The following is a 25,560-nucleotide window of genomic DNA, read 5'->3' as shown; positions in this document are numbered from 1 at the left end:
AGCCGGTCGCTCCGAGCAGCAGCGCGGGTCGGAGCGCCTCCCCCGCTACTCGAAGAGCAGCGCCCGGACGGCGGTCTCGGCCGACGCGGGGCGCGACGCGTCGATGGTCTCGCCGGCGCGGAAGTGGTCCAGAAGCCGCGGGTCGACGTAGCTGGCGCGGGCGACCGTCGGCGTGTTACCGAGCACGTCGGAGGCGTCGCGCATCGCCTGGGCGATCGCGGAGTTCCGAGCGCGCTGCGTGGCCTGCGGGCCCGACTTCGCCAGGCTCAGCGCGGCCGCGACCGTGCCGTGCAGAGTGCGGAAGTCCTTCGCCGTGAAGTCGTCGCCGGCGCGCTCGCGCACGTAGTCGTTGATCTCGGGTGCCGAGATCGGCCGCCACTCCCGCCCGTCCTTCCAGGCGAGCAGGCGGGCGTTCGGCCCGCGACGCTTGAGTGCACGGACGACGCGCGAGAGGTCGTGGTCGAGGATCTCGCTCGTCCACGCCTGGTGGCTCTTCCCGGGGAAGGCGAGGGCGACCCGGTCCCCGTGGGTCGTGGCGTGCGCGCACAGGAGCGTCGAGAGGCCGATGCTGCCGTGCTCCTTCGCGTACCTCTCGCTGCCGACGCGGAGCGATCCGGTGTCGAGCATCCGGAAGGCGGTGGCCAGCGCGCGCTCGCGGCTGGGTCCGTCCGAGCGGAGGGCGATGGTCACGGCCCGGCGCGCCCCGGGCAGGGCCTCCGCGAGCCGCAGCGCCCGGTCGAACTTGATCCGGTCCTTCTGCTCGCGCCAGGTCGGATGGTAGATGTACTGGCGGCGGCCGGCGGAGTCGACGCCGGTGGCCTGGATGTGCCCGTTGGGGTACGGGGCGATCCAGACGTCCGTCCAGGCCGGCGGGATGCCGAGACGGTCGAAGCGCCCGCGCAGCTCCTTGTCGGCGACGGTCGCGCCCTTCGGGTCGCGGTAGCTGAAGCCGGAGCCCGCGCGCACCCGGGTGTAGCCGCGCCCGCTCGAATCGGTCCTGCGGAGTCGTTGCGCGCGAGTGTCAGCCATCGATCCGACGATAGGACGGCGGATCCGAGGCCCGCACCCGCTTGACGGCGGGGAGGAGCAGTCGGACGGCAGCCGCTACTCGTTGCCGATCCGCTTGTCGGCCTGGCGCTTCAGGTCCTCGATGCGGTCGTCGTACTTGCCGTTGGTGAGGCGGCTGGCGATCTCGCCCGCCTTCTCGAGGGTCTGGTCGGAGACCTGCTCGGCCTTCTCGCTCCGCAGCGCGTCCTGGGCCTTCCGGCTGTTGAGCAGTTCGCCGGCCTGGCGTCCGAGCTTCCCGAGATCCACGATGATGCCTCCTTGTAAACGCGCACAGGGCGGCGCGTGCCTCAGTGTGGCGCTCCCGGCTGGGGGAACGGTGCGGGCGCGCCGGTCAGCCGGCCAGTGCGATCACCTGCTCCGCTGCGTCTGCCAGGGCGCGGCCGTAGGAGGGACCGTGACCGGCGGCGTGAACGGCGAGCGGGTGCAGCTGGTGGAGTGGCACCCGCTCCTCGTAGCCGGCCCCCAGCGGATGCTGCTCGCGGTAGCCCTCGAGGACGGCGTCGAGGTGCGGAGCACCGAAGAGGGCCAGCATCGCCAGATCGGTCTCGCGGTGTCCCCCGTGAGCGGCGGGGTCGATCAGGACGGCGCCGTCCGCCGTCCAGAGCACGTTGCCGGTCCAGAGGTCCCCGTGGATCCGGGCGGGCCCCGCACCGTCGTCGAAGGCTCCGGCCGCCACCCGGCCCAGAGCCTGCTCGACGAGCCGCGACTCGGCTGCCGTGAGGTTGCCCGCCTCCACGGCGGGGCCGAGGAACGGCCGCACCCGCTGCTCCGCGTAGAAGCGCCCCCACGAGTCGTCCGGGCGGCACGGCATCCCGCGGCGGCCGATGTAGGCGGGGCCGGTCCATCCCGGGGGCGGCGCTCCGAACGCCGCGGCTCCGGCGTCGTGCGTCCGGGCGAGCGCGGCGCCGAGAGCCCGAGCCGACTCGGCCGAGGGACGCACGGAGCGGATCTCCTCCAGCTCGATGCGCCCGGGCGACACCCTCTCCACCCCGACACAGCGCGCACCGCCGTCCGCCTCGCGCAGCCAGTCCAGGCCGGCCGCCTCCCACTCGAAGAACTGCGGGAGGGCACGGGGGTCGCTCTTCACGAAGGGCATGCCGCCACGCTAGCCGGGCGTCCCCGGGAACGACGAGAGGGGCCGCCCGCCGAAGCGGACGACCCCTCTCGAGAGATCGGTAGGACGGACCTACTTGATGATCTTGGTGACCGTACCGGCACCCACGGTGCGTCCACCCTCACGGATGGCGAAGCCGAGGCCCTCCTCCATGGCGATCGGCTGGATCAGCGCGACCGTCATGTCGGTGGTGTCGCCGGGCATGACCATCTCGGTGCCCTCGGGCAGCGTGATGACGCCGGTGACGTCGGTGGTGCGGAAGTAGAACTGCGGACGGTAGTTCGCGTAGAACGGGTTGTGACGCCCACCCTCATCCTTGGACAGGATGTACGCGGTGCCCTCGAAGTCCGTGTGCGGCGTGACCGAACCCGGCTTGACGACGACCTGGCCGCGCTCGACGTCCTCGCGCTTGGTGCCGCGGAGGAGCAGACCGCAGTTCTCGCCGGCCCAGGCCTCGTCGAGCTGCTTGTGGAACATCTCGATTCCGGTGACCGTGGTCTTCTGCGTCGGGCGGATGCCGACGATCTCGACCTCGGAGTTCAGAGCGAGGGTTCCACGCTCCGCACGGCCGGTGACGACGGTTCCACGACCGGTGATCGTGAAGACGTCCTCGATCGGCATGAGGAACGGCTTGTCCTTGTCGCGCACCGGGTCCGGGATGGACTCGTCGACGGCGTCCATGAGGTCGAGGATGGACTGGGTCCACGTCTCGTCGCCCTCGAGGGCCTTGAGGCCCGAGACGCGGATGACCGGAGCGTCGTCGCCGGGAAAGCCCTGCGACGAGAGGAGCTCGCGGACCTCGAGCTCGACGAGCTCCAGGATCTCCTCGTCGTCCACCATGTCGGACTTGTTCAACGCGACCATCAGGTAGGGGACGCCGACCTGCTTGGCGAGGAGGACGTGCTCACGGGTCTGAGCCATCGGGCCGTCGGTGGCGGCGACCACGAGGATCGCGCCGTCCATCTGGGCCGCGCCGGTGATCATGTTCTTGATGTAGTCGGCGTGACCCGGGGCGTCGACGTGCGCGTAGTGGCGCTTCGGCGTCTCGTACTCGACGTGCGAGATGTTGATCGTGATGCCGCGCTGGCGCTCCTCGGGAGCGGAGTCGATCGACGCGAAGTCACGCTGGACGTTGGTCGCGGACGGGAACTTGTCCGCCAGAACCTTCGAGATCGCCGCGGTGAGCGTGGTCTTTCCGTGGTCGACGTGACCGATGGTTCCGATGTTGACGTGCGGCTTGGTCCGCTCGAACTTGGCCTTAGCCACTGTGGGTCCTCCTCAGGACTTAGGTGCAAGCATCCGCATCCGGGCGGCCGCACGGGGCGGCACGAGGACAGGAGGACTTGCGGGGGTTTTGTGTACGTATGTTACCGGCAGTGGTCGTGCGGCCGTCCCGCTGCGACAGGGGGCGCGCTGCACTCGGCAGCAAACCCGCACGACACTACCAGGCCGCCGCCGTTCCGGGGAACGGCGACGGCCCAGGGGCGGAGCTACTCGCCCTTGTTCTTCTGGACGATCTCCTCGGCCACGGCCTTGGGGACCTCGGCGTAGGTCTCGAACGTCATCGAGTAGACGGCGCGGCCCGAGGTCTTCGAGCGCAGGTCTCCGATGTAGCCGAACATCTCGGACAGCGGGACGTTGGCCCGGATGACCTTGATGCCGGTGGCGTCCTCCATCGACTGGATCATCCCGCGACGCGAGTTGATGTCGCCGATGACGTCGCCCATGTACTCCTCGGGAGTACGGACCTCGACGGCCATGAGCGGCTCGAGGAGGACCGGCTGCGCCTTGCGCGAGGCCTCCTTGAACGCGATCGAGCCGGCGATCTTGAACGCCATCTCGGAGGAGTCGACGTCGTGCGCCGCTCCGTCGACCAGGGTCGCCTTCACGCCGACCATGGGGTAGCCGGCGAGCACGCCGACCTGCATGGCGTCGCGGATGCCCGCGTCGACGGAGGGGATGTACTCGCGCGGGACGCGGCCACCGGTGACGCCGTTGACGAACTCGTAGGTCTTGTCGGCCTCGACCTCCATCGGCTCGATGGTGATCTGGACCTTCGCGAACTGGCCGGAGCCACCCGTCTGCTTCTTGTGGGTGTAGTCGTACTTCTCGACTGTGCGGCGGATCGTCTCGCGGTACGCGACCTGGGGCTTGCCCACGTTGGCCTCGACGTTGAACTCGCGCTTCATGCGGTCGACCAGGATGTCGAGGTGCAGCTCGCCCATTCCCTTGATGACCGTCTGACCGGTCTCCTGGTTCTGCTCGGTGCGGAAGGTGGGGTCCTCCTCCGCGAGCTTCTGGATCGCGGTGCCGAGCTTCTCCTGGTCCGCCTTCGTCTTGGGCTCGATGGCGACCTCGATGACGGGCTCCGGGAAGGTCATCGACTCGAGCACGACCTGCGCGGCCGGGTCGCTCAGGGTGTCACCGGTGGTGGTGTCCTTGAGGCCGATGACGGCGTAGATGTGGCCGGCGGTGACCGAGTCGACCGGGTTCTCCTTGTTGGAGTGCATCTGGAAGATCTTGCCGATGCGCTCCTTCTTGCCCTTGGTCGAGTTGATGACCTGGGCGCCGGAGTCGAGCTTGCCCGAGTAGACGCGGACGTAGGTCAGGCGGCCGAAGAACGGGTGCACGGCGACCTTGAACGCGAGCGCCGAGAAGGGCTCGGTCGAGTCCGCGTGGCGCATGATGACCTTCTCCTCGTCGCGGACGTCATGCGCCTCGATGGCGGGGACGTCGAGCGGGGAGGGGAGGTAGTCCACGACAGCGTCGAGCATCGGCTGGACGCCGCGGTTCTTGAACGCCGAGCCGCAGAGCACCGGGTAGATCTCGGAGTTGACGGTCATCTTGCGGATGGCGCCCTTGATCTCCGCGACGGTGAGCTCCTCGCCGCCGAAGTACTTCTCGAGCAGCTCGTCGGAGGTCTCCGCGACGGTCTCGAGGAGCTTCTCGCGGTACTCCGCCGCCTTGTCGGCGAGGTCGGCCGGGATCTCCTCGATCTCGTACTTCGCGCCGAGCGCGACGTCACCCTTCGAGTCGCCGCGCCACGTGAGCGCGCGCATCTCGACCAGGTCGACGACGCCCTCGAAGGAGGACTCCGCGCCGATGGGCAGCTGGATGACCAGCGGCTTCGCGCCGAGGCGCTTGATGATCGTGTCGACCGTGTAGTAGAAGTCGGCGCCGAGCTTGTCCATCTTGTTGACGAAGCAGATGCGCGGGACGTCGTACTTGTCGGCCTGACGCCAGACGGTCTCGGACTGGGGCTCGACGCCCTCCTTGCCGTCGAAGACGGCGACGGCGCCGTCGAGGACGCGGAGCGAGCGCTCGACCTCGACCGTGAAGTCGACGTGACCGGGGGTGTCGATGATGTTGATCTGGTTCTTGTTCCAGAAGCAGGTCGTCGCGGCGGACGTGATCGTGATGCCGCGCTCCTGCTCCTGCGCCATCCAGTCCATCGTCGCGGCGCCGTCGTGGACCTCGCCGATCTTGTGCGTGATACCCGTGTAGAACAGGATGCGCTCGGTGGTGGTGGTCTTGCCGGCATCGATGTGGGCCATGATGCCGATGTTGCGGACCTTGTTCAGGTCGGTGAGCACATCTTGTGCCACGGAGTTCCTCCGATAGGTGATGGAGCCAGCGCACCGGGTTCATGGCCGAATGGCTGGGATTCTGGTGGTGGCGGTCGCCCGGTCGCGGGGATCGGGCGATCCGCCGCCGGGACCGGGCCCGCAGCGGTGACGCCGCGGGCCCGGCGGTCGCGGTCGCCCGGAGGCGGCCGCGGGGTGCGCTACCAGCGGTAGTGCGCGAAGGCCTTGTTCGACTCGGCCATCTTGTGGGTGTCCTCGCGACGCTTGACAGCGGCGCCCAGACCGTTCGACGCGTCGAGGATCTCGTTCATGAGACGCTCGGTCATCGTCTTCTCGCGACGGGCCTTCGCGTAGCTGGTGAGCCAGCGGAGCGCGAGGGTGTTGGCGCGGTGGGGCTTGACCTCGACCGGGACCTGGTAGGTCGAGCCGCCGACGCGGCGGCTGCGGACCTCGAGGGTCGGGCGGACGTTGTCGAGCGCCTTCTTGAGGGTGACGACCGCGTCCTGGCCGTTCTTGCCGGCGACGCCCTCGAGGGCACCGTAGACGATGCGCTCGGCGAGGCCCTTCTTGCCGTCCAGGAGGATCTTGTTGACGAGCTGGCTGACGATGGGGGCGCCGTAGACGGGGTCTGCGACGACGGGGCGCTTGGGAGCGGGGCCCTTACGAGGCATTACTTCTTCTCCATCTTCGCGCCGTACCGGCTGCGAGCCTGCTTGCGGTTCTTGACGGCCTGGGTGTCCAGGGCGCCGCGAACGATCTTGTAGCGGACACCGGGGAGGTCCTTGACGCGACCGCCGCGCACGAGCACCATCGAGTGCTCCTGCAGGTTGTGGCCCTCGCCGGGGATGTAGGCGGTGACCTCGGTGCCGTTGGAGAGCTTCACGCGGGCCACCTTGCGGAGGGCCGAATTCGGCTTCTTGGGCGTGGTCGTGTAGACGCGCGTGCAGACGCCGCGCTGCTGGGGGTTGGCCTTCAGGGCGGGCGCCTTGGTCTTGGTGACCTTCGGCGTGCGTCCCTTGCGGACCAACTGCTGAATCGTTGGCACTGGTTTTGCTCCTTGAATGCTGCACGGTGACAGCGGATCGATGGTCGACATTCGGCCCTCCCGTCTCCGGGAACGGCCGAGTTCATCTGGACCCGACGCACCCCGCGGCCCCGCGAGCGGGACCGGGAGGGTGAGGGGTATGCCGTGGGGGCCGCCCGATCGGACGAACCCGCGGATCCTCGCGGACCCGGTGGAGCGAAGTGCGGCGACCGCATCGACCCGGAGGCACGACACGAGCGCACGGCAAAGCGCACACCCGAAGAATATTACGGGGAGTGACGGGGCCGGTCAACCGAGCGGCGTTCGCCCTGGGAGATGCCGCAGCGCCGCGCTGAGCCGCGCCGGGACTCCGTCGTCACTCCCGCTCGTCGCCCTCCCAGCCCCAGTGGGGGCTGCGGCCGCCGGCGTCGCGACGGGCCAGGAGCAGGAGGAACACGAGCTGGACGGCGGCCGCGAGCACGCCGGTCGCGATCGCGAAGACAGTGGGGGCGTGGTCGAGGATCCAGCCGAGGATCTCCCCCGGCTCCTGGCGGCCGAGCCCGTAGAGCGCTCCGCCCGTGACGAGGAAGAGCAGGTAGACGACGACCCCGGTCAGCAGCGACGGGCCGAGGACGCGGTGGACGGCGGGACGGGCGGCGAGGGTCACCATCGCGACCAGCACGGCGACGACGCAGACCGCCACCGACACCGGCCCCAGCAGCGGGCCGGCGTCGCGCTCGGGCACGACGTCCTGGTCCAGCAGAAGGCTGAGGACCCCGAACGCGCAGACGACCAGGGCGAGGTAGAGGAACGCGGCGAAGCCGGCCAGCGCGAGGCCGTAGCCCAGGCCGGCTCCGCGGCCCTGCCCCTGCCCCTGCCCCTCCGGAGTCACGACTGCGCGGCCGCTTCGCGCTCGGCGTTGCGGCGCTTGACGCCCCGGGCGCGGCCCGCGATCGCGGCGCCGCCCCAGACGCTCGCCTCCCGACCGAGCACGCCGGCGGCGAGGACCGCCGCGAGGACGGCGGGATCGTTGACGTAGTCGAGCGCGAGGGAGCGGTCGATCGGCAGGGCGAGCGGTCCGACGGCGCTCCAGCCGCCGACCAGCGCGGCCGCGGCCGTGAGGAGGGCGACGAGGAAGCCGCCGAGGACGTAGGCCCACCAGCCCGCGCGGTTCACGACCAGCACGATCAGCGCCAGGCCGACCAGGAACGCGGCCACCGGGGCGAGGAAGAGCGCGGTCGGCGCAGCGTCGAGCGCGAGGGCGACCGGGTCGCCGCCGACGCGGTCGACGAGGAGGCGGATCGCCGTCAGGGCGACGAGGTACAGGACGGCGAAGACCGCGGTCGTCAGGAGGGCGAGCGCGAGGCCCGCGAGGCGGTTGCCGGAGCGCCGGACCGGCTCGGGCTCGGCCTCGACCGGCCCGAGGGCGCTGGGGGCGGACGCCGCGGCGGCCGGGGCGGCGGGCTCGACGGTCGGCTGCCGACCCGTCACGGGCTCGGGCCAGACGTACTCCCGGGTCGGCTGGGGTCCGGTTCCGCCGGACGTCTCGGTCGCGGAGGGGATCCGCGTGGTCTCGGCGTCGCTGCTCCAGGTCACCCGGACAGCATAGGCACGCCTTCCGCCGCGCCCGGTGCGCCGCGCGGCTCCCCGTCGACGGGGGACAGCGCCGACCGTCTACTCGAGCGGGTGGAGGAGGCGGTGCAGGAACTGCCGGGTGCGAGGCTCCCGCGGCTCCCGGAGGATCTGCGCAGGGGCGCCCCGCTCGACGACCACGCCGTCGGCCATGAAGACGACCTCCGAGGCCACCTGCCGGGCGAACTCGAGCTCGTGCGTCACGACGAGCATGGTCCAGCCCTCCCCCGCCAGCTCCCGCATCAGCGAGAGCACGTCGCCGACCAGCTCCGGGTCCAGCGCCGAGGTGGGCTCGTCGAAGAGGAGCAGATCGGGCCGCAGCGCGAGCGCCCGGACGATGCCCACGCGCTGCTGCTGACCGCCGGAGAGCTCGAAGGGGTAGGCGCTCCCCCGACCGCCGAGGCCGACGCGCTCGAGCAGGCGCTCCGCCTCCGGGACCACCTCGGACGCGGGACGGCGCTGCACTCGCAGCGGCCCCTCCGTCACGTTCTGGAGGACGGTCAGGTGCGGGAAGAGGTTGAAGTGCTGGAAGACCATCGCGGAGTGGTCGCGCAGCCCGGTCAGCGCCTTCCGTCCGACGCCGCGGTCGAAGTCGAGGACGCTGCCGTCGGCGAGCTCGACCACCCCGCCGTCCGGCACCTCGAGGCTGTTCAGCGAGCGCAGGACGGTGGTCTTGCCCGAGCCGGACGGCCCGATCAGGGCGACGACCTCGCCGCGGTGGACCTCCAGGTCGATGCCGCGCAGCACCTCCACCCCGCCGAACGACTTGCGGAGGCCGCGGGCCGTGAGCACGGGCCGGGCGTCGGTCGGAGTGTCAGCGGGCGACATAGCGGTCCAATCGCTTCTCGAGCAGGCCCTGGCCGCTGGAGAGCACCAGGCAGATGAGCCAGTAGATCAGAGCGGCCTCGAGGTAGAGGAGCATGAACTCGCTCGACGCGGTGGCGATCTTCTGCGCCTGCCGGAAGAGCTCGGTCACCAGGATGAGGGAGGCCAGCGAGGTGTCCTTCACCAGCGAGATGAAGGTGTTCGACAGCGGCGGGACGGAGACGCGCGCGGCCTGCGGGAGGATGATGCGCCGCAGCGAGAGCGAGCGGCTCATGCCGATCGTGTGCGCCGCCTCCCACTGCCCCTTCGGGACGCTGAGGATCGCCGCGCGGATCACCTCCGCCGCGTAGCCGCCCACGTTGAGGGCGAACGCGATGGTGGCGCTGGGCCAGGGGTCGATCTTCAGTCCGAGGCTCGGCAGCCCGTAGAAGATCACGAACAGCTGCACCAGGAGCGGCGTGCCCCGGATGACGGAGATGTAGGCGCGCGCGATCCAGGAGAGGATCCGCACCCGCGAGAGCCGCATCAGGGCGACCGCCAGCGCGAGCACGAGCCCGATGGCGAAGCTCGCCAGCGCGAGCGGGATCGTCCCGACGATGCCCCCGGAGAGGATCGGCCAGAACGACCGGAGGACGAGGTCCATTGTGTTCTCCCGCCTTCGCGGGAGGATCCGCGGTCGGCTCGATCGGGTGGTGGCGTCGGGGGCGGATCGTCTCCGCCTCCTGGGGAATGCTGGCACGCTTCGCGCCGGGGCGGGCGCCCTTGCGGGCGGACCCGCTGCCTGAGCCGCTCCGCCGCTCCCCCGCGTCGGGGCCGCTCACGCACGAGACGGCCCCTCCCGGAAGGGGAGGAGCCGTCTCGAGGTGGGGCTACTGGGAGACGTCGGCTCCGAAGTAGCGCTCGGAGATGGAGGCGAGGGTGCCGTCCTCGCGCAGCTCGTCGAGGGCGGAGTCGACGGCCTCGACGAGGTCGTCCGAGCCCTTCGGGAAGGTGAAAGCGCTCTCGGAGGTGTCGTCGGTGGTGACGGCGACCTTGAGGCCCGCGGCCTGGTCGGGGTAGGTCGTGGACCAGTCGAGCCAGGTGAGGCGGTCGTTCACGGTCGCGTCGACGCGGCCCTGCTCGACGAGGGCGATGGCCTGCGCCCAGCCCTCGACGCCCTCGACCTCGGCGCCGTTCCTCTGCGCGACGGTGTACCAGTTGCTCGAGAGCGACTGCGCGGTGGTCTTGCCGGAGAGGCCGGCGAGGTCGGTGATCGAGGTGTCGCTCGAGGGGACGATCACGACGCCGGGGCTGACCGAGTACGGCTCCGAGAAGTCGTACTTCGCCTCGCGTTCGTCGTTGATCGAGACCTGGTTCGCGATCACGTCGAAGCGCGCTCCGTCCAGGCCCGCGAACATGGCGTCCCACTGCGTCTCCTGGAAGTCGGGCTCGACGCCCAGCTTCTCGGCCACGGCGGTGATCACATCGACGTCGTAGCCGGTGAGGGCTCCCGTCCCGCCGTCGGCGTGGAAGGAGAAGGGCGGGTAGGTGCCCTCGGTGCCGATGGTGAGCTTCCCCGAGTCCTCGACCTCGGCCAGGGTCAGGCCGGAGCTCGCGGAGGCGGTGCCCTCGCCGCTCGAGCCGGAGACCACGTCGTCGGTCGAGGCGGGCGCGCAGCCGGCGAGGACCAGGGCGGCGGCGGCGGCGGTCGTGCCGAGCAGGACGCGCAGGGAGGTGCGGGCGGAGAGGGTCACGGTGTTGTCCTTCGGTGCATCACGGAGTCGTGGCGGTCCCGCTGCGCCGGATGCGGCGCGGGGATCGACGAGGGGACGGGTCGTCCCGGGGCGGACCGCTGCTCGGCGGAACCGCCCGGAGTGACGATAACCAGTGGAGGGGGCGGCCCTATTCCCGGATGTCGCCGTGTGACGCCGGGAGTCCGGCCAGGAAGTGCTCGGCACCGGCGACCTCGTCGCTCGTGAGGCCCGTCGCCGACTCCGGACGCACCAGGTGGAAGGGGGTGCTCTGCTCGCGGGCCCAGTCGTACGCGTCCTCGTGGAGGTTGTCGTCGATCCACACCACGGCGTCGATCGCGCCGCGCTCGGCGGCCGCCTCCAGCCACACCGCGACGGGCTGGAGCTTGCCCGTCCGGCCCGGGAACCGCGGGTCGCGCGGGAGGCCGCCGTCGAAGGCGATCGCCTCCGTGCCCGCCGGCAGCCCGAGGTCCTGGGCGAGGACCCGCGTCAAGCGCGGCGGCCAGGTCGTGGCCCACACGATCGTGCCGACCGCGGCCAGGCGGGCGACGAGCGCCGCCCGCTCCGGCTCGAGCTCCAGGCGGTGCGAGCCCGAGGCGCGATCGCTGCGGACAGAGGGGTTCAGGACGCCGTCGACGTCGAGCAGGATCAGGGCGGCCATGCCTGTCACCGTAGCGGCGGCGGGGCGGATCGCGCGAGGAGCGCTAGCGTGACGGGATGCCTCCGTCCCTCCTGCTGCCGGGAGGCCGCACGGCCGTGCTGGGGCCGGATCCCGTGCGGCCGGAGGCGCTGCTGCTCACGGTCGACGGCGCGGAGCAGTCGCTGATCGATCCGGGCGATCCCCGGGCTCTGCACCTCGAGTACCTCGCGCGCCTCGGCGCGGTGGTCGACGCCGCCGCCCCGCCCGGCGTGCCGCTGCGCGTGCTGCACCTCGGAGCCGGAGCACTGGCCCTGGCCCGGTACGTCGCCGCGACCCGGCCGGGCTCCGAGCAGCTCGCGGTGGAGAGCGCGGCGGGACTCGTGGAGTTCGTGCTCGAGCACGCGCCGCTTCCCCGCGGCGCGCGCGTCCGACTCCTCACGGCCGACGCCGCAGGGCCCCTGCCGCCCTGGAGCGCCGACCTCGTCGTGCTCGACGTCTACGACGGGGACGAGATCCCGGAGGCGTTCTACCGCGCGTCCGTCCTCGCTCCGCTCGCCGCCCGCGTCGGCGCCGACGGGCTCCTCGCGGTCAACGTCGCCGACGACGCCGACCACCGGAGGCTCGACCGCCTGCGCGGGGTCGTCCGGGAGCTGCTCCCGGTCACCGCAGCGGTCGGATCGACGGCCTTCGTCGAGGGGCGCACCGGCGGGAACGCGATCCTGCTCGCCTCAGGCTCGGCGCTCGCCGACCACGTCGCCGGCCGCCTGCTGCGCGCCGGCCCGCACCCGGTCTCCGCCGCGGCGGATGGCGACGTCGTGGTCGCCGAGGTGGCGGTAGAAGTCGACCCGTGAGTCGAGAGTGACGCCGGTCTCGAGGTACTTGGCGCGGATCCGCTTGATGTAGGTGCGGACGGTGTGCTCGGCGACGCTGAGGTCGACCGCGACGGTGCGGACCGCGGCACCCGCTCCGTAGGCGCGCATCACACGGCTCTCCTGCGGGCTCAGCACCGGGCGGCGATCCTCGCGCCCGTGCACGAGCCGGTGGCGGGCGGTGTCCGAGATCCAGGTGCGGCCGGAGGCGACCGAGACGACCGCCGCCGCGAGCTCGCTGGGGTCGTCGCCCTTCCAGACGTACGCCGCCCTCTCCCGTCGCAGCACGGCCCGCACCGGCTCCAGGGAGTCGGAGGAGGAGAGCACGACGAGGCCGACGGTCCGGGCTGCCGCACGCTCGAGGGTGTCGGCCACCTCCTCGCCGGGCACGCCGTCCAGGTCGAGGACCGCGATGCGGTCGACGCCCTCCTCGTCGTGCGAGAACTGCGGCAGCAGCTGCGCGAGCAGCGCCTGCAGCGCGGCGCGCTCGATCGCTGGTCCGTCGACGACGGCCAGCGTGAACCGATCGAATCCGGTCACGGGGGTCCCCTAGCAGGGGCAGGTTCGGGTCCGCCCCGGCTGCACCGTAGCGGTCCGCGACGTCGTCGTGCACCTGATGGGACATTCCGTCTCAGTGGGAGGACGCCCCCAGAGCGCTCCGGATCGGCTCACGGAGCGCGTGGAGGACCACCCGCGGCACCGTCTCCGGCTAGTGTCCCTCTCCATGGACGACAGCGCAGAGGGCTCCCGGCGGGCCCGGAGGATCCCCGCGGAGCAGGTCCGCAGCCGCATGATCGCCACGGCGCGCGACGTCGTCTCGAACCACGGCCTCACGGTGAGCTTCGCGCACCTGCCCATGGAGGAGTACATCCGCCTGGCCGGCGTGCCGCGCAGCTCCGTCTACCGGATCTGGAGCACGCGCGAGGAGTTCGTGGCCGACCTGGTCGGCGAGGTCTTCGTGCACGACCGGTACGCGGAGGGCGCCGATCCCGAGGCCCAGCAGGAGATGCGCGAGGTCTACGAGCGCTCCACCGATCTGCTCTCCACGGCCGCCGGCCGCCGCCGGGTCGCCTGGGAGACCATCCGCATCGGCGCGCGGGCCAATGCCGAGTCGCTCCGCCGCTCCGCCGACTGGTCGTCGTACAACGCACTGCTCGCCTGCACCTTCTCGATGGAGGAGGGGCCTGCACGCGACGCCGTGCGCTCCACGGCGAAGCGGATCGAGGGCATGCTCACGCGCCGGATGCGCGACTTCTACGAGGAGACGCTGCAGGTCTTCGGCGGGACGATGCGCCCGGGATTCACGACGCTCCAGCTCGCCCACCTCACCGCGATCGTGATCGACGGGCTCGCGCACCGCGGCCGGCTCCTCGACGACGACCTCGACGCTCCGGTGACCGCCCCCGGCCTCGACGGCGAGCCGGTCGAGTGGACTCTGGCGGCCTGGACGATCCGCTCGATCGTCGACGGGATGCTGGAGCCGGTCGCAGAGGACTGAGCGGACCCCGCGACCCGGATCACTCGTCCGGTTCGGTGAACCCGTCGATCAGCAGCAGCACCGACACCACCGCCAGTGACGGCCCCTCGGGATCGGCCGGGTCGAGCGGGCCGGTCACCAGCTCCGGTGCCGCGATCCGCGCGATGCACAGCCCCTCGATCAGTGCCGAGACGGCGGAGGCGAGAGCGGCGGAGCCGCGGTCCGGGCGCAGCCGGAGCCCCGCCTCGGCGAGGGTGTGCTCGTAGTACTTCGCCATGTTGTCGATGAAGTGCAGCTGGCGGGACCGCAGAGCGGATCCGATGGCGGTCCGTGCCGGCTCTTCGTGCGATCCCACCGCGCCGGCGAGCGCGATGAAGTTGCGCCAGTGCTGCGACGAGAAGACGTTGTCGACGTTCGCGTCGACGGCGACCCGGACGGAGGCGGTCAGGGCCTCGCGGCGCTGCGCCGGGGTCGGCTCGGGGTCGAGGCTGCGGTGGAGGTGGGAGTTCCCGGCCCGCAGGGACGGCTGGTCGAGGCGGGTGGCGAGGACCCTCTCCGGGATCGCGGCGATCAGCTCGTCGTAGAACGACTGGCGGGTGGGCCAGATCCGGTACACGGTGCTGCGCGGAACACCCGCCGAGCGGATGACGTCCTCGAGGGGCAGGTGGGCGACTCCGACGCGCAGGCCCTCGGCGCGGACGACTGCGAGAGCGGCGTCCAGCAGGCGGGTGCGGACCTGCTCGCGGGTCAGGCGGGGAGGACGCGCCGACTCCTCCGCATCGAGGGGGTCGTCGCTCATCAGGCCTCCGGCGCCGGGATGCACGGAGGAAGTCTCCGACATCTGCTGTCCAGCCGAGCGTACCCGGAGGGAGCGCGGAACGTGAGAGGAGATCGGGGACGGGCGCGGCCCGCGCATGCGGCTCGGGTGCCGCGCGGGCCGCGCTGCCTGTCCCCCAGGCGGCCTCCCCATGGGCCGGTTCGACCGTATGCTTCCCGACAGACGTCCGTCAACTGACGCGACATGATGTCTCCTCGGCGGCGTCCGCCGACCGGTCACGAGAACCGCCTCCGGGACTCCTCCGCCGCCGGGAGCGGCCTCGCCGCGGTCTGCGCTCGAGAGGCGTGCGGAGCGGACAGCTCGCCCGCGACGACGTCCGACACGACGCCGGTGGCGTGCTCGACGAGGTCGACGTTCCGGGTCAGCCGCGCGTGGTGGCACGGGCTCGCGTCGACGTCGACCACGAGCTTCGCGAAGCGCAGAGCGTCGCCGAGCCGCGCGAACGGCGAGAGCTCGGCGACGAGGGACGGCACGTCCGCTGCGGCGAAATAGGTGTAGCGGCAGGTCGAGACCACGTAGTCGTCGACTCCGGCCGTCGCCGATCCGGTCGCGACCATGATGTCGCCGAGGTCGACCGGGGCGCTGGCGAGGCCGAGCGCCACCGCGGCGGTCACCTGGATGTCACCCACCAGCGCCGTCACGTGCACACCGGCGGGCCAGGGCGGCAGGGAGCCGAGCTCGGTGGATCCCGTCCGCAGGCCCTTGCCCGCCGCCGAGGCGAGAGCGTCGATCATCGGCACTCCCGTGCACTCCCCCGCGTGCTCGGCGTCCTCCGAGACGGCGTCCCCGCAGGAGGCGAGCATCGCCGAGACGCTCAGCCGGCTCTGCGGGTCCAATCCTGCGATCACCGCGGGGCTGACCTGACCGGAGTCGTCGACCATCCGTCCGAGGCGCTCCGCGACGTCGGATCCCGTGTTCGGGGTGCCGAAGGTGAGGACGGACGAGACCATCGAGGCGACGGCGGTCCCGTCGACCGAGCCGCTCAGCGCTTGGCGGGCGGCGAGCCCTCCCATCGAGTGCGCGACGACGACGGCGCGGTGCCCGGTCGCGGAGACGAGGCAGGCGATCGAGGAGGCGAGCGCGTCGCTGATCCCCGGATCGGTGACCCAGCGCGCGGCGAGCCGGCGGTAGTCGAAGGTGTAGACCGCGGCGCCGTCGATCTGCTGCAGCCGGCCGAGGAGGGACGGCTCGGGAGCGTCGAGCGGAGCGGTCGCCGACTCCGACGACACCATGTCCACGAGATGGGAGAAGGCCCCTGTGCGGTCGGCGTCGTGCGTCGCCGTGCCCAGCCAGCCGTGCAGCATCACGATGGGGACCAGCGCGGCGGCGGAGCGCGGCCGGACGTCGTCGCCCGCGAGCACGGGAGCCAGCTCCGCGACGCCGCAGGACGAGGGAGCGACCGCCTCGGCCGCCTCCGCCCGCCCCGCGGGCACCATGACGACGCCGACCACCACGAGCAGTGCGGCCAGCACGACGATCACGAGTCTCATCCGCGCGTTTCCTCACGTGCCGCGACCAGGACGGGGAACGGGTACAGGCTCGACCCGACGAGCACTCATCGAGTCAATCACCCCGCTCCTGCGGGGAGGGCCGCTCGTCGCGAACGGGCGGCCCCCCCGTGCGGGTGACCGCGGGCCGGGGGACGACGAAGGCCCCGCCGGTGTCCCGACGGGGCCTTCGATCGTTCAGCTCACCTGGATCAGCTGTAGTTGCCCGGCTCGTAGCCGTCGCTCGAGAACGAGTCGAAGTCGACGAACGAGAGGTCGGCGTCGCTGAACGCGGCGTCGTCGGCGAAGATGCGGTTGGGGTACCGCTCGGCCTTCGCTTCCTCGGTCGCCTCGACCGACACGTTCCGGTACTTGGGCAGACCGGTTCCCGCCGGGATCAGCTTTCCGATGATCACGTTCTCCTTCAGGCCCATCAGCGGGTCGCGCTTGCCCTCCATGGCCGCCTGCGTGAGGACGCGGGTGGTCTCCTGGAAGGACGCGGCCGACAGCCACGACTCGGTCGCGAGCGAGGCCTTGGTGATGCCCATGACCTCCTGGCGGGCGGACGCGGTCCGCTTGCCCTCGGTCAGAGCCGCACGGTTGACCTCGCTGTAGCGCGAGCGGTCGACGAGCTCGCCCGGCAGCAGCTCCGTGTCGCCGTGGTCGACCACGGTGACCTTGCGGAGCATCTGACGCACGATGACCTCGATGTGCTTGTCGTGGATCGGCACACCCTGCGAGCGGTAGACGCCCTGGACGCCGCCCACCAGGTGCTTCTGGACCTCGCGGACGCCCAGCACGCGCAGGACCTCCTTGGGGTCGACCGTTCCGACGTGCAGCTGCTGCCCGAGCTCGACGTGCTGGCCGTCCTCGATGAGGAGCTGCGAGCGCTTGAGCACCGGGTAGATGACCGCCTCGTCGCCGTTGTCCGGCTGGAGGATGACGCGGCGGGCACGGTCGGTGTCCTCGATGGTGATCCGGCCGGCGGCCTCCGCGATCGGCGACGCGCCCTTGGGGGTGCGGGCCTCGAAGAGCTCCTGCACGCGGGGAAGACCCTGCGTGATGTCGTCGGCCGAGGCCGATCCACCGGTGTGGAAGGTGCGCATCGTGAGCTGCGTGCCGGGCTCGCCGATCGACTGGGCCGCGATGATGCCGACGGCCTCTCCGATGTCGACGAGCTTGCCGGTGGCGAGCGAGCGGCCGTAGCAGGCCGCGCAGACGCCGACGGCGGACTCGCAGGTCAGGACGGAGCGCACCTTGATGTGGCGCACGCCCGCTCCGACCAGCTTCTCGATGAGCACGTCGCCCACGTCCTCGCCGGCCTCGGCGACGAGCTCGCCGGCCTCGTTCGACGCCGGGGTGGCGAGCGAGCGGGCGTAGACGGAGTTCTCGACGTTGGAGTCCTTGATCCAGGCGCCGGTGGCGTCCTGGAGCATGATCGGCAGGTCGAGGCCCTTCGAGGTGCCGCAGTCCTCCTCGCGGATGATGACGTCCTGCGAGACGTCGACGAGTCGACGCGTCAGGTAGCCCGAGTCCGCGGTGCGGAGCGCGGTGTCGGCCAGGCCCTTGCGGGCACCGTGCGTGGCGATGAAGTACTCGGCGACCGACAGGCCCTCGCGGTACGAGGAGATGATCGGTCGGGCGATGATCTCGCCCTTCGGGTTGTTCACCAGGCCTCGCATGCCGGCGATGTTGCGCACCTGCAGCCAGTTGCCGCGGGCACCGGAGGTGACCATGCGGTTGATGGTGTTGTCCGTCGGGAAGTTCGCGCGCATGGCCTTGGCGACCTCGTCGGTCGCCTCGGTCCAGATCTTCACGAGCTCCTGGCGGCGCTCGGCCTGAGTGGTCAGACCCTTGTCGTACTCGGACTCGACCTTCGCGGCCTTCTTCTCGTAGCCCGCGATGATCTCGGGCTTCGACGGAGGCGTGAGGATGTCGGACAGCGCCACGGTGACACCCGAGCGGGTGGCCCAGTAGAAGCCGGCGTCCTTGATCCGGTCGAGGGAGGCGGCGACCTCCACCTTCGGGTAGCGCTCCGCGAGGTCGTTGACGATCCCGGAGATGGTCGTCTTGTCGGCGACCTGCTCGAAGTAGGGGTAGTCGACCGGCAGCGCCTCGTTGAAGAGGGCGCGGCCGAGCGTGGTCTCGAGGAGGACCGGCGCGGTGACCTTGCCGTTCTCGTCGATCTCGACGCCCTCGGGTGCCTGACCCTGCGCGAAGTACACGTCCGACATGCGGATCCTGACCTTCGAGTTCAGGTGCAGCGAGCCCTGGTCCTTCGCGAGGATCGCCTCCGAGACGGAGGAGAACGCGCGGCCCTCGCCGGCGGCGCCCTCGCGGATCGTCGTCAGGTGGTGGAGGCCGATGATCATGTCCTGCGTGGGCAGGGTGACCGGACGGCCGTCCGAGGGCTTGAGGATGTTGTTCGACGCGAGCATCAGGATGCGCGCCTCGGCCTGGGCCTCGACGGACAGCGGCAGGTGGACGGCCATCTGGTCGCCGTCGAAGTCCGCGTTGAACGCGGCGCAGACGAGCGGGTGCAGCTGGATCGCCTTGCCCTCGACCAGCTGGGGCTCGAAGGCCTGGATGCCGAGACGGTGCAGCGTGGGCGCGCGGTTCAGCAGGACGGGGCGCTCGCGGATGATCTCCTCGAGCACGTCCCACACCTGCGGGCGCGAGCGCTCCACCATGCGCTTGGCGGCCTTGATGTTCTGCGCGTGCGACAGGTCGATCAGGCGCTTGATCACGAACGGCTTGAACAGCTCCAGCGCCATCTGCTTGGGCAGACCGCACTGGTGCAGCTTGAGCTGCGGGCCGACGATGATGACCGAGCGTCCCGAGTAGTCGACGCGCTTGCCCAGCAGGTTCTGGCGGAAGCGACCCTGCTTTCCCTTGAGCATGTCGCTCAGGGACTTCAGGGCGCGGTTGCCGGTTCCGGTGACGGGGCGGCCGCGGCGGCCGTTGTCGAAGAGGGCGTCGACCGCCTCCTGGAGCATGCGCTTCTCGTTGTTCACGATGATCTCGGGGGCACCGAGGTCGAGCAGGCGGCGGAGTCGGTTGTTGCGGTTGATCACGCGACGGTAGAGGTCGTTCAGGTCGCTGGTCGCGAACCGGCCTCCGTCGAGCTGCACCATCGGGCGCAGCTCCGGCGGGATGACCGGGACGACGTCGAGGACCATCGCGGCCGGCGAGTTGCCGGTGGCGAGGAACGAGTTGACGACGCGCAGGCGCTTGATGGCGCGGATCTTCTTCTGACCCTTGCCCTCGGCGATCTGCAGGTGCAGCGTCTCGGCCTCGGCCTGGAGGTCGAACTGCTCGAGGCGCTTCTTGATCGCCTCGGCGCCCATGTAAGCCTCGAAGTAGACGCCGTACCGGTCGACGAGCTCGTTGAAGACCGCGTCCTCGGGCTTGAGGTCGCCGACCTTGAGGGTGCGGAACTGCTCCCACACGCTCTCGAGCCGCGCGATGTCCTCGTCGAAGGACTTGCGGATCTGGCCCATCTCCTTCTCGGCGCCGTCCTTGGTGCGGCGCTTCTGGTCGCTCTTGGCGCCCTCCGCCTCCAGGGCGGCGAGGTCGGTCTCCAGGCGCGCCAGGCGGTCCGCGATGCGGGAGTCGCGCTGGTCCGAGAGGGTCTTGATCTCGAGCCGGAGCTCGTTCTCGAGGCCGGGCATGTCGGCGTGACGGCCGTCGTCGTCCACGTCGATGATCATGTACGCCGCGAAGTAGATGACCTTCTCGAGGTCCTTCGGCGCCATGTCCAGCAGGTATCCGAGGCGCGAGGGGACGCCCTTGAAGTACCAGATGTGGGTGACGGGGGCGGCGAGCTCGATGTGGCCCATCCGCTCGCGGCGGACCGAGGACTTGGTGACCTCGACGCCGCAGCGCTCGCAGACGATGCCCTTGAAGCGGACTCGCTTGTACTTGCCGCAGGAGCACTCCCAGTCGCGAGAGGGACCGAAGATCTGCTCGCCGAACAGGCCGTCCTTCTCGGGCTTCAGGGTGCGGTAGTTGATGGTCTCGGGCTTCTTCACTTCACCGTGCGACCAGCGACGGATGTCATCGGCCGTTGCGAGGCCGATGCGCAGCTCATCGAAAGTGGTTACGTCGAGCAATGTTTTCTCCTTGTCGGAAAACAGGGTGTCTCGTCAGAGACGGGAGGTCGTCAGATGCTGGCGCGGATCAGATGTCGTCGACGGAGGACGACTCGAACCGGGAGGAGATGTTGATGCCGAGCTCTTCCGCGGCGCGGTAGACCTCGTCATCGGTGTCGCGCAGGCTGACCGCGGTGCCGTCGGCCGAGAGGACCTCGACGTTCAGGCACAGGGACTGCATCTCCTTGATGAGGACCTTGAAGGACTCCGGGATGCCGGGCTCCTGGATGTTCTCGCCCTTGACGATGGCCTCGTACACCTTCACGCGGCCGAGGATGTCGTCCGACTTGATGGTGAGGAGCTCCTGGAGGGCGTAGGCGGCGCCGTAGGCCTCGAGGGCCCACACCTCCATCTCGCCGAAGCGCTGTCCGCCGAACTGCGCCTTACCACCGAGTGGCTGCTGGGTGATCATCGAGTACGGGCCCGTCGAGCGCGCGTGGATCTTGTCGTCGACGAGGTGGTGCAGCTTCAGGATGTACATGTAGCCGACCGAGACCGGGTCCGGGAAGGGCTCCCCGGAGCGGCCGTCGAACAGCTGCGTCTTGCCGGACGAGCCGATCAGGCGCTCTCCGTCGCGGGTCGGGGTGGTGGAGTCGAGGAGCCCTGCGAGCTCCTCCTCCGCCGCGCCGTCGAAGACGGGGGTCGCGACCTTGGTGCCGGGCGCCGCCTCGCGGGCGTGCTCGGGCAGGCGCGCGGCCCACTCCGGCTGGCCCTCGACCTTCCAGCCCTGCTTCGCGATCCACCCGAGGTGGATCTCGAGGACCTGGCCGAAGTTCATGCGGCCGGGGACGCCGAGCGGGTTGAGGACGATGTCGACCGGGGTGCCGTCGGCGAGGAACGGCATGTCCTCGACCGGCAGGATCTTCGAGATGACGCCCTTGTTGCCGTGGCGGCCGGCGAGCTTGTCGCCCTCGGTGATCTTGCGCTTCTGGGCGATGTAGACGACCACGCGCTGGTTGACGCCCGAGCCGAGCTCGTCGTCGCCGTCCTGCGCGTCGAACACCTTGACGCCGATGATCGTGCCCTGCTCGCCGTGGGGCACCTTCAGCGACGTGTCGCGGACCTCGCGGCTCTTCTCGTTGAAGATCGCGCGGAGCAGGCGCTCCTCGGCCGAGAGCTCGGTCTCGCCCTTGGGCGTGACCTTGCCGACGAGGATGTCGCCGGGGCGGACCTCGGCGCCGATGCGGATGATGCCGCGCTCGTCCAGGTCGGCCAGGAGCTCCGGGCTGACGTTGGGGAGGTCGCGGGTGATCTCCTCCTTGCCGAGCTTGGTGTCGCGGGCGTCGACCTCGTACTCCTCGATGTGGATCGAGGAGAGGACGTCGTCCTTCACCAGGTTCTGGCTGAGGATGATCGCGTCCTCGAAGTTGTGGCCCTCCCACGGCATGAACGCGACGAGCAGGTTCTTGCCCAGCGCGAGCTCGCCGTTCTCGGTGGCGGGGCCGTCGGCGACGACCTCGCCGACCTCGATGCGCTCGCCGGCCGAGACGACCACGCGGTTGTTGTACGAGGTGCCCTGGTTGGAGCGGTCGAACTTGCGGAGGAAGTAGGTCTGCGTGCCGCCCTCGTCCAGCTGGACGGTGACGGAGTCGGCGGAGACCTCCTGGACGACACCGGCCTTGTCGGCGGTGATGACGTCGCCGGCGTCGATGGCCGCGAAGCCCTCCATGCCGGTTCCGACGACGGGCGACTCGCTGCGCAGCAGCGGGACGGCCTGACGCTGCATGTTCGCGCCCATGAGCGCGCGGTTCGCGTCGTCGTGCTCGAGGAACGGGATCAGCGAGGTCGCGACCGAGACCATCTGGCGCGGCGAGACGTCCATGTAGTGGACGCGCTCGGCGTCGACGAGCTCGACCTCTCCGCCCTTGGGGCGGACCAGGACCTTGCCCTCCGCGAAGCGGAAGTCCTTCGTGAGGGGGGCGTTCGCCTGGGCGACCAGGTACTCGTCCTCCTCGGACGCGGTGAGGTAGTCGATCTGCGAGGTGACGGTGCCGTCGACGACCTTGCGGTACGGGGTCTCGATGAAGCCGAACGAGTTGATGCGCGCGAAGGACGCGAGCGATCCGATCAGGCCGATGTTCGGGCCTTCCGGGGTCTCGATCGGGCACATGCGGCCGTAGTGCGAGGGGTGGACGTCGCGGACCTCGACGCCGGCGCGCTCACGGGAGAGACCGCCGGGGCCGAGCGCCGACAGGCGGCGCTTGTGGGTCAGACCCGCGAGCGGGTTGTTCTGGTCCATGAACTGCGACAGCTGGCTGGTCCCGAAGAACTCCTTGATCGCGGCGACGACGGGGCGCACGTTGATCAGGGTCTGCGGGGTGATCGCCTCGATGTCCTGCGTGGTCATGCGCTCGCGGACGACGCGCTCCATGCGGGACAGTCCGGTGCGGACCTGGTTCTGGATCAGCTCGCCGACCGCGCGGATGCGGCGGTTGCCGAAGTGGTCGATGTCGTCGACGTCGAGACGCAGCTCCACCGGCTCGCCGTCGCGCACGCCGGGGAGGGCGGTGCGGCCGTCGTGCAGGGCGACCAGGTACTTGATGGTCGCGATGATGTCCTCGACCGTGAGCACCGAGTCGGACAGCGCCTTGTCGATGCCGAGCTTGCGGTTGATCTTGTAGCGGCCGACCTTCGCGAGGTCGTAGCGCTTGGAGTTGAAGTAGAAGTTGTCCAGCAGCGCGCGGGCGGCCTCGGCGGCGACCTGCTCGCCCGGACGGAGCTTGCGGTAGATGTCGCGGAGGGCGTCCTCCTTGGTGAGGATGTTGTCCTTCTCGAGGGTCAGCTCGATCGACTCGTAGCCGGCGAACTGCTCGAGGATCTCCTCGCTCGTCAGGCCGAGGGCCTTGAGGAACACGGTGACCGACTGCTTGCGCTTGCGGTCGATGCGCACGCCGACCTGGTCGCGCTTGTCGATCTCGAACTCGAGCCAGGCTCCACGGCTCGGGATGACGCGGGCGGAGTAGATGTCCTTGTCGGACGTCTTCTCCTGCTGGCGCTCGAAGTAGACGCCGGGGCTGCGCACGAGCTGGGACACGACGACACGCTCGGTGCCGTTGATGATGAACGTGCCCTTCTCGGTCATCAGCGGGAAGTCGCCCATGAAGACCGTCTGGGTCTTGATCTCACCCGTGAGGTGGTTCATGAACTCGGCCTCGACGTACAGCGGAGCGGCGTAGGTCTTGCCGCGCTCCTTGCACTCCTCGATCGTGTACTTCTCGGGCTCGAGGTACGGGTTCGTGAAGCTCAGCTGCATCGTCTCGCTGAGGTCCTCGATCGGGGAGATCTCCTCGAAGATCTCGTCGAGGCCGGAGTTGGCGGGGAGGTCCTCCCGGCCGGCGGCCTTCGCCTCGGCGACGCGGGTCTTCCACGCCTCCGAGCCGACGAGCCAGTCGAAGCTCTCGGTCTGCAGCGCGAGCAGATCCGGAACGGTCAGGGTGTCGCTGATCTTGGCGAACGAGAGACGCGAAGCTCCGCGTCCGTTCTTGGGTGAGGTGGTGGTCGCGGTGGACGCAGCAGCCAAGGAAGGAACCTCCGTAGACCCTCGCGGGTCTCAATCTGTGGGATGTGTGGAGTGGGCTCCCGCCGGACGGGCCGCCACCCCTGCCCGCACGCCGTGCGGACCGAGGCGACTCGGTCTTGGGGGCGGGGCTAGAGTGTGGCAACGGCATCCACCATCTGATGCCGGGTTCCGGTGACCTGCCGACCGCGATATGAGGGCATGGGTACTTGGGAGCGCAAAGTACGAATATAGCCGCATCGCGCCACGCCGCGCAAGTGCGGATGCTTGCGCCGCCCCGCGGGGTCCGGTATACGAGGCCACGGCCTCCCGGATCGATCCGACCGGGCCGGGCGCGGAGCCCCGCCGTCCCGCCGCCGCGGCAGACTGGTCGGATGCAGGAACGCACCGGCCGCCGACGCGGAGACGACTCCGAGCACCCCCGCGCCGTGCTCGCCAGCGGGTACACCGCGCGGATCGAGCCCGACCGCCACTCGCCCGAGGCGGCGACCCTGGTCGTCGACGGCACTCCGCAGTCGCACGTCGACCTCGCGGATCCGACGCACCTCTCCTTCGAGTACGTCCGCCGGATCGGCCATGCGATCGACCTCGTCGCCCCCGAGGGCGAGAGCGTCACGGCGCTCCACCTGGGCGCCGGAGCGCTGACCCTCCCCCGCTACGTCGCCGCGACCCGGCCGGGGTCGCGCCAGCAGGTCGTCGAGATCGAGGGCGCTCTGGTCGAGCTGGTGCGCGAGGCGCTCCCGCTCCCCCGCGGGGCGCAGATCCGCATCCGCCAGGGCGACGCCCGCGAGGTGCTCGGCAAGCTGCCGCCCGGGCTGCGCGGCACGGTCGACGTGGTCGTCGTCGACATCTTCTCGGGCGCGCGCACTCCCGCGCACGTGACCAGCGCCGAGTTCTACGGGGCGATCGCGCCGCTGCTCGCCCCCGGCGGCCTGGTCGCGGTGAACGTGGCCGACGGCGGCGCACTCGCCTTCGCCCGCGCCCAGGCCGCGACGCTCGCCTCCGTCTTCGCGCACACCGCGATCATGACCGACACCCAGATGCTCAAGGCCAAGCGCTTCGGGAACGTGGTGATGCTCGCCTCCGCCGATCCGCTGCCGCTCGACGGCCTGCCGCGGCGCCTCGCCTCCGACCCCGCGCCCTCCAAGCTGGTGCAGGGGCGGGAGCTCGAGAACTTCATCGCCGGCGCCCTCGTCGTCACGGACGAGACCGCCACCCCGTCGCCGCTGCCGGCGCGGAGCATCTTCCAGGTGCGACGGGGCTGACCCGGGCCGCGCGTCGGGGCGCCGTCCGGGGACCCGCCGGTACACTCGACGCCGGGGTCAGCGACCCCGACCGTCCTCTCGTCCGCCGCGCGCGACGATCCGGATCCGCACTCCACGAGGAAGCATCGCCCTGAGCATCATCATCCGCCACGACCCCGCGACCCTTCACGAGGAGATCGACGTCGACGCCGCCCAGGAGCGCCTGGAGGAGATCGGCGCGCTGCGCAGCCTCGCCGCGCTCACCGAGAAGGCGGAGCTGCTGCGCCTGCTCGGGCGCGTCGACGAGGCGTGGGACCTCGCGAACGAGGCCGTCCGCCGCACCCGCTTCTCCGGCGACCG

The 25,560-nt window shown here is 70.6% G+C and carries 20 protein-coding genes; 2 read left to right on the top strand and 18 right to left on the bottom strand.

Annotated features, from left to right (window positions below; genetic code table 11):
* Positions 1-45: 45 nt before the first annotated feature.
* The 14 genes from GTU71_RS00285 to GTU71_RS00220 form a co-directional block, all read right to left on the bottom strand.
* Positions 46-1,029, bottom strand: coding sequence for a DNA topoisomerase IB (locus GTU71_RS00285; protein WP_159939076.1), 984 nt, complete (start codon positions 1,027-1,029; stop codon positions 46-48).
* A gap of 75 nt (positions 1,030-1,104) precedes the next feature.
* Entirely contained in the window at positions 1,105-1,314 is a 210-nt protein-coding gene (locus tag GTU71_RS00280) for an antitoxin (RefSeq protein ID WP_159939075.1), read from the bottom strand.
* Positions 1,315-1,399: 85 nt separating this feature from the next.
* Entirely contained in the window at positions 1,400-2,164 is a 765-nt protein-coding gene (locus GTU71_RS00275; protein ID WP_104274337.1) for a fructosamine kinase family protein, read from the bottom strand.
* Positions 2,165-2,254: 90 nt separating this feature from the next.
* Positions 2,255-3,448 (bottom strand): elongation factor Tu, encoded by a 1,194-nt coding sequence (tuf, locus tag GTU71_RS00270; protein ID WP_159915396.1) that lies wholly within the window; start codon positions 3,446-3,448, stop codon positions 2,255-2,257.
* Positions 3,449-3,672: 224 nt separating this feature from the next.
* Positions 3,673-5,787, bottom strand: a complete 2,115-nt coding sequence (gene fusA, locus GTU71_RS00265) for an elongation factor G (RefSeq protein WP_104224571.1) — start codon at positions 5,785-5,787, stop codon at positions 3,673-3,675.
* 179 nt (positions 5,788-5,966) lie between these two features.
* On the bottom strand, positions 5,967-6,437 hold the full coding sequence (gene rpsG, locus GTU71_RS00260) for a 30S ribosomal protein S7 (RefSeq protein WP_068251443.1): 471 nt from the start codon (positions 6,435-6,437) through the stop codon (positions 5,967-5,969).
* The gene (rpsL, locus tag GTU71_RS00255; protein ID WP_011186743.1) at positions 6,437-6,811 is read right to left on the bottom strand and encodes a 30S ribosomal protein S12; all 375 of its coding nucleotides are present in this window, start codon (positions 6,809-6,811) and stop codon (positions 6,437-6,439) included. The genes rpsG and rpsL overlap by 1 nt, the downstream gene beginning before the upstream one ends.
* A gap of 355 nt (positions 6,812-7,166) precedes the next feature.
* The gene (locus tag GTU71_RS00250) at positions 7,167-7,682 is read right to left on the bottom strand and encodes a DUF6121 family protein (protein WP_159939074.1); all 516 of its coding nucleotides are present in this window, start codon (positions 7,680-7,682) and stop codon (positions 7,167-7,169) included.
* Positions 7,679-8,386, bottom strand: a complete 708-nt coding sequence (locus tag GTU71_RS00245) for a hypothetical protein (RefSeq protein WP_159939073.1) — start codon at positions 8,384-8,386, stop codon at positions 7,679-7,681. Before GTU71_RS00245 ends, GTU71_RS00250 begins: the two co-directional genes overlap by 4 nt.
* Before the next feature lie 78 nt (positions 8,387-8,464).
* The gene (locus GTU71_RS00240) at positions 8,465-9,250 is read right to left on the bottom strand and encodes an amino acid ABC transporter ATP-binding protein (RefSeq protein ID WP_104224573.1); all 786 of its coding nucleotides are present in this window, start codon (positions 9,248-9,250) and stop codon (positions 8,465-8,467) included.
* Positions 9,237-9,890 carry an amino acid ABC transporter permease gene (locus GTU71_RS00235; protein WP_104224574.1) on the bottom strand — a complete coding sequence of 218 codons (654 nt, stop codon included), beginning with the start codon at positions 9,888-9,890 and terminating at the stop codon, positions 9,237-9,239. Before GTU71_RS00235 ends, GTU71_RS00240 begins: the two co-directional genes overlap by 14 nt.
* Before the next feature lie 226 nt (positions 9,891-10,116).
* Positions 10,117-10,878, bottom strand: a complete 762-nt coding sequence (locus tag GTU71_RS00230; RefSeq protein WP_244230702.1) for an amino acid ABC transporter substrate-binding protein — start codon at positions 10,876-10,878, stop codon at positions 10,117-10,119.
* 250 nt (positions 10,879-11,128) lie between these two features.
* The gene (locus GTU71_RS00225; protein WP_159939072.1) at positions 11,129-11,638 is read right to left on the bottom strand and encodes an HAD domain-containing protein; all 510 of its coding nucleotides are present in this window, start codon (positions 11,636-11,638) and stop codon (positions 11,129-11,131) included.
* 707 nt (positions 11,639-12,345) lie between these two features.
* A complete protein-coding gene (locus GTU71_RS00220) occupies positions 12,346-13,026 on the bottom strand; it encodes a LuxR C-terminal-related transcriptional regulator (protein ID WP_159939071.1) in 681 nt (226 codons plus the stop codon).
* Positions 13,027-13,210: 184 nt separating this feature from the next.
* Here GTU71_RS00220 and GTU71_RS00215 point away from each other — a divergent pair, with 184 nt between their 5' ends.
* Positions 13,211-13,984, top strand: coding sequence for a hypothetical protein (locus GTU71_RS00215; protein ID WP_159939070.1), 774 nt, complete (start codon positions 13,211-13,213; stop codon positions 13,982-13,984).
* Positions 13,985-14,003: 19 nt separating this feature from the next.
* On the opposite strand, the gene GTU71_RS00210 is transcribed toward GTU71_RS00215, so the two are convergent.
* The 4 genes from GTU71_RS00210 to rpoB form a co-directional block, all read right to left on the bottom strand.
* Entirely contained in the window at positions 14,004-14,762 is a 759-nt protein-coding gene (locus tag GTU71_RS00210) for a TetR/AcrR family transcriptional regulator (protein ID WP_146086904.1), read from the bottom strand.
* 254 nt (positions 14,763-15,016) lie between these two features.
* Positions 15,017-16,291 (bottom strand): hypothetical protein, encoded by a 1,275-nt coding sequence (locus GTU71_RS00205; protein ID WP_159939069.1) that lies wholly within the window; start codon positions 16,289-16,291, stop codon positions 15,017-15,019.
* 209 nt (positions 16,292-16,500) lie between these two features.
* Positions 16,501-20,400, bottom strand: a complete 3,900-nt coding sequence (locus GTU71_RS00200) for a DNA-directed RNA polymerase subunit beta' (protein WP_104224580.1) — start codon at positions 20,398-20,400, stop codon at positions 16,501-16,503.
* A gap of 67 nt (positions 20,401-20,467) precedes the next feature.
* On the bottom strand, positions 20,468-23,959 hold the full coding sequence (gene rpoB / locus GTU71_RS00195; protein ID WP_104224581.1) for a DNA-directed RNA polymerase subunit beta: 3,492 nt from the start codon (positions 23,957-23,959) through the stop codon (positions 20,468-20,470).
* 371 nt (positions 23,960-24,330) lie between these two features.
* Here rpoB and GTU71_RS00190 point away from each other — a divergent pair, with 371 nt between their 5' ends.
* Complete coding sequence (locus tag GTU71_RS00190) at positions 24,331-25,221, top strand: fused MFS/spermidine synthase (protein WP_104226766.1); 891 nt, start codon at positions 24,331-24,333, stop codon at positions 25,219-25,221.
* Positions 25,222-25,560: the final 339 nt, after the last annotated feature.

Origin of the sequence: Rathayibacter sp. VKM Ac-2762, from assembly GCF_009866585.1 — a bacterium.
Classification (GTDB): domain Bacteria; phylum Actinomycetota; class Actinomycetes; order Actinomycetales; family Microbacteriaceae; genus Rathayibacter.
Note: the sequence above shows the minus strand (reverse complement) of the source record. Positions and strands in the feature narration are given on the sequence as shown.